We start from the raw sequence: 13,351 nt of genomic DNA, 5'->3' as shown, positions 1-13,351 counted from the left end.
GTCAAGGCGGCAATTTTTCAGATGCGTCGGTTCGACAAACTTTTGAAGAGCGGTTCACGGTCGAGCGCATGTGCAGCGACTGCTTGGCGATCTATCGTTCGCTCTCGGAGGGCATAACGAAAGCACTTGGCTCTCGAAACAGGCGCGCTAAAAACACCGCAATAATGACTATATCTAGCTAACGGAGCAGGGAGATGGCTCGGCTGCCTGGCGTTAGCCGGCAGGGATCAGCGCCTGAGCCACTTGGCCACTTCTGAACAGGAGAGGTTGACCATGACCAGTCAACTGGAAGACCGCAAGCTTGATCCAGCCGTGGCGCTCCCGGCGATCGACGAGATGGCGCCGCGCGAGCCGCATCGGCAATTTGCGCTGAAGCACGAGGACTGCTTCGTCGTCTCAGACAGCTACGGCGACATACGCGGCACCGGCGACGGGCTTTTCCGCGACGACACGCGTGTGCTGTCGCGCTTCCGTCTGTTCATCGGCGGCCGGATGCCGTCGCTGCTCGGCGCCTCGCTGTCGCAAGACAACATCCTGTTTACCGCCAATCTCACCAATCTGGCCACTATCGGGCCGAATGGCAGCGAAGCGTTGCCGGGCGTCGTCCACATCGACCGGACGCGGTTCGTCTGGCAGGACCGCATGTTCGAACGCATCAAGTTCACCAACTACTCCGCGCGCGAGGTGGTCCTGCCGGTTCGGCTCGACTTCGACGCCGATTTCCGTGACATGTTCGAGGTGCGCGGCACCACGCGCAGCCGCCGTGGGCGCGCGCATGACGCGCTGGTCGGCGCGGCGAGCGTCACCTTCCGCTATGAAGGCCTCGACAATGTGGCCCGTCAATCGGTCATCGCATTCTCGTTCAAGCCCGATCAGCTGCATCCCAACCAGGCCGATTTCCTCATTCGCGTGGCAAGGCGTGACAGCAGGGCACTGTACCTGGAGGTCGCTCACAGCGAAGCTGTCCCCTCCAGTGATCGCTTCCGCGCGGCCGCCGCGCGCGCCCGCTTTGCCATGCGCTCAAAGCGCCGGCAGGGCGCCACCGTGTTCAGCTCCGGCCGCGTGTTCAATGACTGGCTGACACGCACGCGCGCCGACATCGCGCTGCTGACGACGGATCTGGAGACGGGGCCATACCCCTATGCCGGCATCCCGTGGTTTTCGACGGCTTTCGGCCGCGATGGCGTTATTTCCGCCTTGCAGATGCTCTGGCTCAATCCCGAGCTTGCCCGTGGGGTACTGGCCTATCTTGCCCACTATCAGTCGACCGACACCTCTGTGTTCGATGATGCCGAACCCGGCAAGATCATGCATGAGACCCGCAAGGGGGAGATGGCGGTGCTGCGTGAGCTGCCGTTCGGCCGCTACTATGGCGGCGTCGACACCACGCCACTCTATGTCTATCTGGCTTCGTCCTACGCCGAACGCACCGGAGACGAGGCGTTTGTCGATCGCATGTGGGACTCGCTGGGCGCTGCCACTGCCTGGATGGAAGAGGTCGGAGCCCGCAACGGGGAAGGCTTTGTCACCTACAACAGGGCGGCCGACACGGGTCTGTTCAACCAAGGCTGGAAGGACAGTTCCGATGCCGTCTTCCATGCCGACGGCACCATCCCCAAAGGGCCGATCGCATTGGTCGAGGTGCAAGGTTATGCCTTCGCCGCATATCGAGGGATGGCAGCGCTGGCCGCCAGGCGCGGCGACGACGCCAGGGCGGCGCACTGGAGCGCCCTGGCAGAGAGGATCCGCCAGGCGGTCGAGACGCATTTCTGGATGCCGGACCGGGATTTCTATGCTTTGGCGATCGACGGAGAAGGCAAGCAATGCGCGGTCCGCACGTCCAACGCCGGTCACCTGCTTTATGTCGGGCTGCCGTCGGCGGAACGGGCGCAGGCACTTGCCAGCCAGTTGCTCTCTGCTCATCTTCATAGTGGCTGGGGCGTTCGCACACTGGCCGACGACGAGATCCCATTCAACCCGATGTCATATCATAATGGCTCGATCTGGCCGCACGACACCGCGCTCTGCGCCTCCGGGCTCGCCCGCTATCACGAACGCGACAGCGTCGTGAAGCTGATGAGCGGTATGTTCGAGGCGGCGGTCCGTTTCAACATGCGGCTGCCAGAGCTGTTCTGCGGCTTTACGCGTGCGGCCAGCGATTCACCTGTGGCCTACCCGGTCGCCTGCCTGCCGCAAGCCTGGTCGGCTGGCTCCGCTTTCATGATGCTGCAGGCTTGCCTGGGCATTCGGGTTGACGGCTGGAAACGCGAGATCACAGTCGAACGCCCGCGGCTGCCGATCGGCATCGACAACATCGTTATCCGCCACCTGGCCATCGGCGAGGCGAAAGTCGATCTCATCTTCGAGCGCATTGGCGACCGTATTGCATGTTATCTCGACCACCGCCATGAGGGTCTGGTGCCTCTGGTGGTGCGCTCATAACGCAGGCCGGCTCCCCATGCGCTCCGTGATGGACACTGCCATCAATGACTACGGCGCAACTGGTACCTGCGCCGATCGCCAGCGCACCGACTGTAGGGTGGTACCTGCGGCATCTGCAGCTGGATTGAGTCGCGCCTGGGTGAGCCTCAACCCAGGGTAAGCCGCAATCTGAAGGAATGGCATACACAGCCAGCCCAGCGCAAAACCTGTACGGAGACTCCGCCTGAAGCTCCTTCGGAGCTTTGGCTTTTCGAGCGCATTGATTGGTCGTGAGTTTAGTTGGTCTTCAACTGGCCGACGCGGTTTTCGGCAATCCAGCGGGCGGCAAGCACCAATGCGCCCATACTGAAATCCTTGCCGTGTTTGGCCACCATTTCTTCCGACAGCTTGGCGAGCCGTTCGAAGAATTCGTCCTTGCTCTCGTCCTCGGGGGTGGGTTCGGTTTGCATTTTGTGCTCCTTTTGCATGCGGCCTGCCTTTGCTATTTGAACATCTGTGCGGGAAAGGTGACGATCGCGGCGGTGCCGTCGGCTGAGCCCACTGCCAGGTGGCGTCCGTCGCCGGACCAGGCAAGCGCGGTCACCGCGCTGCCCAGCGGCCTGACGAGGAGTTCGTCTCGCGCGCCGATCTGGGCGATGGTGATCCGGCCGTTGGCATAGCCGGCCGCAATCAGTTTTTTCTCCGGGTGCGCAGCCACTGTCTCGACCGGAACCAGCCCGGCTCGGCCAGTCTCCAGCGCGCCCGAGGTGTCGCCGTCAAGTGGCGGAGCGGTCATCGACCAGCCGGCGATCCGGAAGGCGCCCGACGCAAACAGCGCATCCTCCGGCCGGCTCCAGCACAGCGTCCTGACCGGCGAAGGAAATCCCGCGACGATGCCGTAGCGATCATCGGTCATGCTGACCAGGGCAAAGCCGCCTGTTTCGAGCCCACAGGCCAGCCATGTACCATCGCCACTCCAGCGGATCGACACCGGGCGCACCGAAAAAGACACCTCGCGTATCGGGGTAGCGTCGCCGTCGACCGCCCAGATCGATAGTCCATCATCCCGGCCGCAGGCTAGGCGCCTTCCGCCTGGCGAAAAGGCAAGCGCATCCGTGGACGGTGTCGCATCGTGTCGCAGTCGTACCGCATCGCCTTGGCCGCGTGCCAGGAAGACATCCTGGCCGTTGCTGACGGCTGTGATGGCCGTCCGGGGGTTGTGGTCGACGGCGACGACCGGCCCGTCGATCTTGGCCAGCGTCTCCATCACATTGCCGTCCGCGGCCAGATGCACCGCTTCGCCAGCCGCCGTTCCAACGAGGAAGCCGAAGGAAAAATAGCTGGCGAGCGGGACGTCTCCATCCCCCAACGCAGCGGTGGCGATCAATGGTGCCGGTGGCTTCTCCCGCGGGCGGATCGTCGTCTGGCCGAGATCGCCGCTCACCCTGATCCGCGATTCCGGCGGCTCCTGATCCGCGACTGCGGCTATGGCGACCGTTCCGTCGACGCTGGTGTATGCGACAGCCGAGCCATCGGCGCTGAAGCGCAGGTCGGCGATCGCCGACGGGCGACGCCAGCTTCGCGCCAGCAGGTCGAACAAGGTCAGGTTCTGTATCGCGTGCTGGTTCATGACCATTCCCTTCGTCAATTACCCACCTTCCGTCAATTACCCACCTTCGCCGCGAGGCTGCGGTCGACGTCCTCGACATCGGCTTCCGCGGCGGCGATGCGTTGCTCGCACCTCGCGCCTTCCTGCATGACCGCCGCGGCTCTCTCCTCCGCCTCATGCAAATCCTGCACCAGTTGCGCGCTGGCGCCGCTCCTGCCGATTTCGAGTTCCAGGCGCAGCACATCCATCTCGATACCGGCGCGTATCTGATTGAGCCGCAGCGCCTCGGCAGTCAGCGCGGAGACGTTGGCGACAAGATCGAGCCGGCGGGCGAGCAACATGTCACGCCTGGTAGTTTGCCCCATCGGATCCTCCATCATTTTTCGGTCCCAGCCGTCGGTCCGGGTGGTTTTTCGAAAGCCGACAGCAATTTGGGCAATGTGCCGGCCTGCGACTGGAACTGTTTTTCGGCCGTTTCGATGTGGCTCTTGAGCTGATCCCAGATGTCGACGCGGATCATCGATGTCGTATCGCCGGTAAGGCGCTCGATCTCCTCGACGCGGAACTGCCGCGACAGCGAAACGCCGGAAAACACGAAGTCGCGCAACAGGATCGCATGGTTCTCGATGAACAGATGGATCATCGGATGCGTTTCCGTGGTGACGCCGCCGGCGGCAAGCTCGGCCCGGATGAAGTCCTGGAAGTGGCTCTGGAGGCGATGTTGGCTCTCGCCCATGAAGCGCATGACAAAGACCAGGTCACTGGGCATCAGCCTGACAAGATCGCCGGTGACGCCGTCAGCCTGGCTGGACATTGGCTCGGGCTGCCTCCGGCTGTCTTTGTCGTTCGCCACGGTTTTTCTCCAGTGCGAGGCCCGTCCGTGAGCCATCGCCCTCAAATAGTAGAGAAAGGAGAAGAATAAAATAGATGATGTGTGTTTTTCAAATTTGCTGCGAATGCTAACTTGATATATCGCAATTGCGAATAGATATTTAATATTACATGCGTACGTTACAACTGTAAAAGAACGTTACAGTTGCCGTCCTCTTCATGTGCCGAAAGGGCGGCGATTTGTTTTTAGCGTCAGGCACGGGCGCCATTTTCAAATTGGCACGGCGCTTGCTTTATACATTTCCACAAGAAGCCCATCGCGCTTTTGACGCGGTGCCAAAAGAACGAAGGAACGGAGGAAGCAGGTCACGTCCGCTTCGATACGCCCATCGCATATGCGGTTGGCGCCGCGGTCCCTGTCAGACTCTAACACCTTTGCCGCGATCCACTTGAATGGCCGGACTATGAGTCGCGCCTGAATGCGCAACCCTTTGTCGTGCCGTTCGCACTCTCACTTGCGGCGCTGTGCGCCGCTTCATGCCGGGGTCAAGGGACCTGCGGCTCAAACCTGGTGGAGGCTTATGACCATGACGTCTCTGACGCTCAACAAGATTACCTCGCAACGCGGAATTTCCGTCGGCGAGGCAACCAAGAAGATTGCCGATCTCGGCTGGAATCCTTCCTACGTCCAGGAAGCGATGACGTTTCCGACGGACTACAAGATCAACAAGACGCCGCGCGACCCGATGAAGCAGGTTTTGCGGTCGTACTTTCCGATGCAGGAAGAGAAGGACAACCGAGTTTACGGCGCGCTGGATGCGGCATTGCGCGGCGACATGTTCCGCAATGTGGAACCGCGCTGGGTCGAGTGGATGAAACTCTTTCTGGCGATCATTCCCTTCCCGGAAATCTCGGCTGCCCGCTCGATGGCGATGGTCGCCCGTATCGCTCCTGGCGAGGAACTCAGGACCGGCTTCACGATGCAGATGATCGACGAGTTCCGGCATTCGACGATCCAGATGAACCTGAAGAAATGGTACATGGAGAACTACATCGATCCGGCTGGCTTCGACATCACCGAGGAAGCCTTCGGAAAATGCTACGCCACGACCATCGGCCGGCAGTTCGCTGAAGGCTTCATAACCGGCGACACCATGACTGCCGCCTGCATGTACCTGACCGTGGTGGCCGAAACCGCCTTTACCAACACGCTCTTTGTCGCCATGCCTTCGGAAGCCGCCCGCAACGGCGACTATGCGCTGCCGACCGTCTTCCTGTCGGTGCAGTCCGACGAGAGCCGGCATATCGGTAATGGCCACTCACTGCTGATGGCGGCGCTCAAGGAGCCGGAAAATCACCTCTTGCTCGAGCGCGACCTGCGCTATGCCTTCTGGCAGAACCACGCGATCGTCGATGCGGCCATCGGCACCTTCATCGAATACGGCACCACCAACCGCGACAAGAACAAGGAGTCTTACGCGGAAATGTGGCACCGCTGGATCTATGAGGATTACTACCGCACCTACATGCTGCCGCTCGAGAAATACGGCATCAAGGTCCATCACGACGACGTCCAGGCGGCCTGGGAACGCATCACCAAGAAGAACTATGTCCACAAGGTCGGACAGTTCTTCGCGGTCGGCTGGCCGGTCAACTTCTGGCGCATCGAAGCCCAGACCGACAAGGACTTCGAGTGGTTCGAGCACAAATATCCGGGCTGGTACGCCGAATTCGGCGACTTCTGGAAATGGTACGCCAAGCTCAGCCACAAGGGCGAGAAGGTGCTGCTGTTCAACAGCGACGTCGGCTACGTCTACCCGCACCGCTGCTGGTCCTGTCTCGTACCCTGCCTGATCCGCGAGGATATGGTGGTCGGCGAGATCGACGGCCAGTTGCACACCTTCGCCCACGAACTCGACAAGTGGACCGCCACCGTGGCGTTCGCCGACGAATATCAGGGCCGTCCGACACCCGCGATGGGCCGCTTCAGCGGCAAGCGCGAATGGGAGACGCTCTATGACGGCTGGGATCTGGCCGATGCCATCAAGGACCTGAACTTCGTCCGCTCCGACGGCAAGACGCTGGTCCCGCAGCCGCATATGCGTTTCGCCGACAAGGAGATGTGGACGCTGGACGACGTGCGCGGCAACAAGCTCGGGTCGCCGCTCAACGCGCTGCGTGCCATGTCACCCGCGGACCGTGAGAAGCACCTGACGGAATACCGGGCCGGCTTCACGATCACCCCCTGCAACTGATCAGGCCAAAGGGGGGCGGGTTCGTCCCGCCCCTTCCTTTCACTGGAGGTCCGTATGTCGGAAACCCACACGGTCAGGCTCAGCCCGGTCGGCGTCGAATTCGACGTCGAGCATGGCGAAACGGTGCTCAACGCCGCTTTCCGCCAGGGCATCGCCCTGCCGCACGGCTGCAAGGAAGGGCAATGCTCGGCCTGCAAGAGCGTGTTGCTCGAAGGCGAAGTCGACATGCTGAAATACTCGACTTTCGCGCTGAACGACATGGAGAAGGAGAGCGGCCACGTCCTTTTGTGCCGCTGCATCGCCTACTCCGATCTGGAAGTCGAGCTTCTCAACTACGACGAGGAGATTTTGGCGAAAGCGATCGCCGTGAAGACGTTCAACGGCCGGATTGCTCTGATCGAGCACCTGACCCACGACATTCGCGGCATCGAGATCGAACTCGGCTCGCCGATAAAGTTCTGGGCGGGGCAATATGTCGACATCACGGTTACCACGCAAAAAGGGGAGACGATTACGCGCTCGTTCTCCATGGCAAATACGCCGGACCAAACCGAAAAACTCTGCTTCATCATCAAGAAATACCCTGAGGGAAAGTTCTCTGGAGAACTCGATTCCGGAGGAATCAAGGTTGGAGCCGAAGTCACCGTCGTCGGACCCTACGGAACCTGTTTCCGACGCGACGAACGGCAAGGACCCCTAGTCCTGGTCGGCGCCGGCTCGGGCATGTCGCCGATCTGGTCGATCCTCAACGACCATCTGAAGAGCGGCGAGAAACGTCCGGTCTATTTCTTCTACGGTGCCAGGACCCGCAACGACCTGTTCTATCTCGACAGGATCGCCGAGCTGATCGGCCAGCATTCGGATGTCACTTTCATTCCCGTGCTGTCGCACGCGACTGATGACGCCGAATGGCAAGGCGAACGCGGTTTCGTACACCAGAGTGTCGACGCCAAGCTCAAGCAACTTGCGGTCGACGGGCAGGGCGATGTCCATGCCTGTGGCCCGCCACCGATGATTGATGCGCTTCAGCCGGTTCTATTCATGAACGGGTTCGAGACTGAGCGGATCTTCTTCGACAAGTTCACCACATCGACAGGTGCTACGCCGACCCACTGAGGGGACGGCCACGCAACTGCAACCACAACTGCAACAAGGGAGTGAAGACTATGCCAGCTATCTCGAGTTCAGTCGGATCCGGAGCCGCCGGCGCGGCGATCTTTGCCGATTCCGACAGCCGGAAGTACCGGTATTTCGACCCGAAGGGCCAGCGCGCCACGCACTACGAAGACATGACGGTCGACGTACAGCCTGACCCGGAGCGTTACCTGATCCAGGACTGGATCATCTCCTTTGCCGACGGCAAGGGCGCTTATGTCAAGCAGAACACTGCTGCGCAGAGCTCCAACTGGCATGCCTTTCGCGCCCCCGATCAGGAGTGGGAACGCACGCACTACCAGCGCCAGTCGAAAATCGAGACGATGGTGCAGAGCGTCATCAACAACGCCCGCAAGTCGGGGGCGCCCAAGACCTTCGACAAGGCCTGGGTCAAGATCCTGCAGACGCAGCTCGGCGCCTGGAAGCACTCCGAATTCGGGCTCGGCACCTCGCTGATGCAGGCGCAGCGTTACGGCTACACCCAGATGATCAACAACGCGACGCTGACCAACTCGTCCTACAAGCTGCGGCTTGCCCAGGACATCACGCTCTACCTTGCCGAGATCGGCATGGACCTTCCCGGCTGGGACGACGAACTCGGCAAGAAGGCCTGGCTCGAGGACAACAACTGGCAAGGTACCCGCGAGGCGGTCGAAACCATCATGGGCGCGACCGACTATCTCGAACAGTATTTCGCCATCAACATCGTCTTCGAGCCGCTGGTCGGGGAAGCATTCCGCTCAGGCTTCCTGATGCAGATCGCCGCCGCCAACCACGACTTCATAACGCCTGCGGTGATCTCGGCAGCCGAGGCCGACTACGAACGCAACCTCGCCAACACGATCGACCTCATGCACATGCTCGCCAACGACGAGAAGCACGGCGCGGCGAACAAGAAGCTCTTCCAGGGCTGGGTCGAGAAACACGGCGCGCTCGCCGACAAAGCAGCCACCGGCCTGCAGCCGATCTGGTCGATGCCGCATTCCAAGCCGGTCGCCTTTGCGGATGTCCGTGCCAAATCCGAGGAACGGATTGGCCAGATACTCCGCGAACTTGGCCTCAAGCGCTGACACAGGGAGAAACCGTCATGTCAACTGCAGCACGCGACGCATCACAATCCAACATCTTCAGGGCGATGAAGGACATCACCTTCGAACAGACGATTTCGCATCAGTGCGGCGTCACCATGAACGACTCGGTGGAAGCCAGGGCCATCGCTGAATTCATGGGCCTGAAGCCGAACGTGACCGTAACCTACCAACCGGCGATGATCCGGATCGACGGCAGCGGCAAGCTGATCTTCAAGATGGATGAAATCAGCGAATATCTCGGCCGCGAGATGACGGCGGAAACCTTCGAGGTCAACAGCTCGACCCACTACGGGCGGATGGTGCGCATCGACGACAACACCGTGATCCTGTTCGGCAACATGGACGAGATGTTCGAATACATCGAATAGCCGGCAAAAAATCAGGCGTGCCGCCTGATTGCGGCACGCCGAACCGATCAACACGCATCTTGCGGAGGAAAGAATGTTTAGGACACCGGAAGGCAAGGACATTTTCGTGGTCGACGGCCACACCCATTTCTGGGACGGCAGCCAGGAGAACCAGAAGAATATTCACGGCAAGCAGTTCATCGATTGCTTCTACGCCTATCACACGGGGATGAGCCCCAAGGACCAGCTGTGGGAGAAGAGCAAGTTCGAGAAATACAGTGCCGACGATCTCTATCGCGACCTGTTCATCGACGGTCCAGACGATATGGCGATCGTCCAGTCGACCTATCTCAAGGACTTCTACAAGAACGGCTTCAACACGATCGAACGCAACGCCGAGGTGGCCAAGCGTTATCCGGAGCGTTTCATCGTCAACGGCGCCTTCGATCCGCGCGACGGTGAGAAGGCGCTTGAGTACATCCATTTCCTCAAGGAGACCTACGACGTCAAGGGCGTGAAGATGTACACGGCCGAATGGAACGGCGCCTCCAAGGGCTGGAAGCTCACCGATCCCGATGCCTACAAATGCTTCGAACTCTGCGACAAGCTCGGCATCAGGAACATCCACGTCCACAAGGGCCCGACGATCCTGCCGCTTAGCAAGGATGCGTTCGACGTGCATGACGTCGATCATGCGGCGACGGATTTCCAGGGCCTCAACTGGATCATCGAGCATTGCGGCCTGCCGCGCCTCGACGATTTCTGCTGGATCGCGACGCAGGAAACCAACGTCTATGGCGGGCTTGCGGTGGCGCTGCCCTTCATCCATGCCCGCCCGCGCTATTTCGGCGAAGTCATCGCCGAACTGCTGTTCTGGATCGGGCCGGAGAAAATCCTGTTCGGTTCCGACTACGCGATCTGGACGCCACGCTGGCTGGTCGAGAAATTCTGGGCCTACCAGATCCCTGACGACATCGCCGCAGAACGCGGCGTGCAGCTGACCGACGAGATCAAGGAGAAGATACTCGGTCTTAATGCCGCGCGTCTCTACAACATCGACATCGCAGCCAAGAAGAAGGCGCTCGCCAGTTCGCCCTTCAGCATCGCGGCGGAGTAGGGGCCATGGCAACCGCCGCCAGCGTTTCCGGCAACCGCGAGAAGGAGCTCTGGCGGTGCCTTGGTGAGGTCAATGACCCCGAACTCGACGAACCGATTACCGAGATGGGCTTCGTCGAGCGAGCCGTGATGACGGGCGATGGCAGCGTGGAGATAGATTTCCGCCTGCCGACCTACTGGTGCTCGCCCAACTTCGCGTTCCTGATGCTGGACGGCGTCCGCAAGGCGCTCGACCAACTCTCATGGTCGCCGGCCTATCGCGTCAAGCTACACGACCACATGTTCGCGGAAGAGGTCAATCGCGGCATGGCAGCCGGCAAGACATTCGGGGATATTTTCGCTGAACTTTCCGAGGATCAGGATCTCGGCGCCTTGCGCGAAACGTTCAGGATGAAGGCATTCAAGCGACGCCAGGAGGCGGTTTTGCGGGGCCTTCGGCAGCATGGTCTGACGGATCGGGAAATCCTCGGCATGGACCTGCCGGCATACGACGTCGCGCGGCTCGAGGCGGGCGAAGCGGCCAAACAGAAGCCGAGATACCGGGCGGCTCTGATCGAGCGTTTTCCCGGCCGCCGGGCGGATGATCCTGTCTTCGTGACCTGGGAAGGGCAACGCATACAGACTGCCGCACTCGGCGCCCATCTCGCTGAACTGCGCGGTGTGCGCGTCAATATGGAGTTCAACGGCGCGCTTTGCCGTGGGCTCAAGCAGACCAGATACAAGGAACTGGATGTGGTCGACGGCGAACCGACACTGGTCGATTTCATCATGGATCGCGTGCCGGCACGAGCCGCGCCGACCGCCTGAAGCAGAGCCGAAAACAACGGCCTCCCTCGCACGAGGCCCCTAACCAACAACCCGCCCGTAAGGCGGAAGGAGGAATCATGCCCAAAATAATGCTTCACAACTCCGACGCCCGCCGCGCTCTCGCCCGTGGCGTCTTTCGGCTGGCCGCTGCCGTCGAGCCGACGCTCGGCCCCAAAGGCATGAACGCCATGATCGACCGGCCGATCGGCACGCCGATGGTGACCCGTGACGGCGTCAGCATCGCCTCCGAGATCGAATTGCACGACCGTTTCGAAAACATGGGCGCGCAGGTCGTTCGCGAAGTGTCGATGCAAACCAACGAGGTCGCCGGCGACGGTACCACGACTGCCATCGTGCTCGCCAACGCTCTCATCCAGGGCGGTGTGGAGGCGAATGAACGCGGCGTGAAATCCGTCGATCTGTGCAAGGGCATCGACCTTGCCGTGACAGCGGTGGTGGCGGCGCTCAAGGCTTCGGCCAAACCGGCTAAGGGCAACGGCATTCTCGCCTCGGTCGCCAACATTGCGGCGACCAATGCCAAGCTTGGCGCACTGGTGGCGGAAGCCCACCAGCGGGTGGGGGCCGAAGGCGTCATCACCACGGACTTCAGCGTCACCACCGAGACCACGCTCGATGTGGTCGAGGGCATGTCCTTCGACCGCGGCTATCTCTCTCATCACATGGTGACTGACCAGGAGAAGATGGAGGCTGTTCTCGAACGGCCGTACATCCTGATGACCGATCTCAAGATCAAGCAGCCCGAGGCGCTGGATGCGGCTCGCCGCATTGCCGCCGAGGATGGTCGGCCGCTGCTGATCGTGTCCGAGGAAATGTCGCCGGAAGTTGTGGTGACGCTGCTCGGCAAGCAAGGACCTGGAAAATACCTCGTTGTCCATCCGCCGGAATATGGCCATTGGCGCAAGGCGATGATGGAGGATCTGGCGATCATCACCGGCGGCAAGGTGATCGCGCGCGACCTCGGCGGTCGGCTGGAGGACATCACCGCCGACGATCTCGGAACGGCTGACCGGGTGAAGACCAGTTCGTCCTACACCTCGATCATCCGCGGCGGCGGCGACCACGCGGCAATCGCGTCGCGTCGCGCTCAGGTGCAGCGGCAGTATGAAGCTTCGCCGCCGAATATCGATCAGGACAAGCTGCGCGAACGCCTGGCCAAGCTTTCTGGCGGCACCGCGATTCTCTATGCCGGCGGTGTCACGCCGGTCGAGCAGAAGCGAACCATTCAGCTCATCGAGGATTCGCTGAATGCGGTGCGCGCCGCATCCGAAGAGGGCGTGGTCGCCGGAGGTGGCTCGGCGCTTGCCCAGATCGCGCCGCTGCTCGACAGGGTGGCGGCAGACGTCGACGGCGATGTCGCCGAAGGCGTGCGCCTGGTGCGATCGGTGCTGTCGCGGCCGCTCTGGCGCATAGCCGTCAATGCCGGCGCCGATCCCGAGGCAGTCGTGGCGGAAGTCACGCGCATCAACGGCGGCTACGGCTACAACGCGTCTGCCGGCAGCTACCAGAACATGTTCGAGGCAGGGATCATTGATCCGGTACGCGTCACCTACACAGCACTCGCCAACGCAGCTTCGGTGGCGACGCTGATCCTGACCACCGAAACGCTGATCGGCCATCTCGCCGAGGACGAGGACCCGACGGCCGGACCGGCTCGCGGTGGCGGCTCTGAAAAGCTCGGCCGCGCCTGAAGCAATCCGA

General features: G+C 61.3%; 12 protein-coding genes. 8 read left to right on the top strand and 4 right to left on the bottom strand.

Annotated features, from left to right (window positions below):
• The first annotated feature begins 273 nt into the window (after positions 1-273).
• A complete protein-coding gene (locus tag AC0L17_RS13580) occupies positions 274-2,442 on the top strand; it encodes an amylo-alpha-1,6-glucosidase (protein WP_473516188.1) in 2,169 nt (722 codons plus the stop codon).
• A 275-nt stretch (positions 2,443-2,717) separates the two neighbouring features.
• On the opposite strand, the gene AC0L17_RS13575 is transcribed toward AC0L17_RS13580, so the two are convergent.
• The 4 genes from AC0L17_RS13575 to AC0L17_RS13560 are packed head-to-tail and all read right to left on the bottom strand — an operon-like array spanning position 2,718 to position 4,883.
• A complete protein-coding gene (locus AC0L17_RS13575) occupies positions 2,718-2,891 on the bottom strand; it encodes a hypothetical protein (protein ID WP_167366274.1) in 174 nt (57 codons plus the stop codon).
• Positions 2,892-2,923: 32 nt separating this feature from the next.
• Positions 2,924-4,051: a WD40 repeat domain-containing protein gene (locus AC0L17_RS13570; protein WP_473516187.1), complete on the bottom strand. Its 1,128-nt coding sequence runs from the start codon at positions 4,049-4,051 to the stop codon at positions 2,924-2,926.
• A gap of 32 nt (positions 4,052-4,083) precedes the next feature.
• Positions 4,084-4,395, bottom strand: a complete 312-nt coding sequence (locus AC0L17_RS13565; RefSeq protein WP_236378686.1) for a hypothetical protein — start codon at positions 4,393-4,395, stop codon at positions 4,084-4,086.
• Positions 4,396-4,406: 11 nt separating this feature from the next.
• Complete coding sequence (locus tag AC0L17_RS13560; RefSeq protein WP_287341655.1) at positions 4,407-4,883, bottom strand: hypothetical protein; 477 nt, start codon at positions 4,881-4,883, stop codon at positions 4,407-4,409.
• 559 nt (positions 4,884-5,442) lie between these two features.
• Here AC0L17_RS13560 and AC0L17_RS13555 point away from each other — a divergent pair.
• From AC0L17_RS13555 to groEL, 7 genes are all read left to right on the top strand, one after another.
• Positions 5,443-7,116 (top strand): aromatic/alkene/methane monooxygenase hydroxylase/oxygenase subunit alpha, encoded by a 1,674-nt coding sequence (locus AC0L17_RS13555; RefSeq protein ID WP_473516186.1) that lies wholly within the window; start codon positions 5,443-5,445, stop codon positions 7,114-7,116.
• A 54-nt stretch (positions 7,117-7,170) separates the two neighbouring features.
• Positions 7,171-8,232 (top strand): 2Fe-2S iron-sulfur cluster-binding protein, encoded by a 1,062-nt coding sequence (locus AC0L17_RS13550; protein ID WP_473516185.1) that lies wholly within the window; start codon positions 7,171-7,173, stop codon positions 8,230-8,232.
• 50 nt (positions 8,233-8,282) lie between these two features.
• A complete protein-coding gene (locus AC0L17_RS13545) occupies positions 8,283-9,341 on the top strand; it encodes an aromatic/alkene monooxygenase hydroxylase subunit beta (protein ID WP_023799650.1) in 1,059 nt (352 codons plus the stop codon).
• 17 nt (positions 9,342-9,358) lie between these two features.
• The gene (locus AC0L17_RS13540) at positions 9,359-9,730 is read left to right on the top strand and encodes an MmoB/DmpM family protein (RefSeq protein WP_473516184.1); all 372 of its coding nucleotides are present in this window, start codon (positions 9,359-9,361) and stop codon (positions 9,728-9,730) included.
• Between the two features lie 73 nt (positions 9,731-9,803).
• On the top strand, positions 9,804-10,826 hold the full coding sequence (locus tag AC0L17_RS13535) for an amidohydrolase family protein (protein WP_473516183.1): 1,023 nt from the start codon (positions 9,804-9,806) through the stop codon (positions 10,824-10,826).
• Between the two features lie 5 nt (positions 10,827-10,831).
• Positions 10,832-11,632 (top strand): iron-sulfur cluster assembly protein, encoded by an 801-nt coding sequence (locus AC0L17_RS13530; protein ID WP_473516182.1) that lies wholly within the window; start codon positions 10,832-10,834, stop codon positions 11,630-11,632.
• A 77-nt stretch (positions 11,633-11,709) separates the two neighbouring features.
• The gene (gene groEL / locus AC0L17_RS13525; protein ID WP_287191477.1) at positions 11,710-13,341 is read left to right on the top strand and encodes a molecular chaperone GroEL; all 1,632 of its coding nucleotides are present in this window, start codon (positions 11,710-11,712) and stop codon (positions 13,339-13,341) included.
• The last annotated feature ends 10 nt before the right edge of the window (positions 13,342-13,351 follow it).

This window comes from Mesorhizobium sp. WSM4829, from assembly GCF_055811475.1.
Note: the sequence above shows the minus strand (reverse complement) of the source record. Positions and strands in the feature narration are given on the sequence as shown.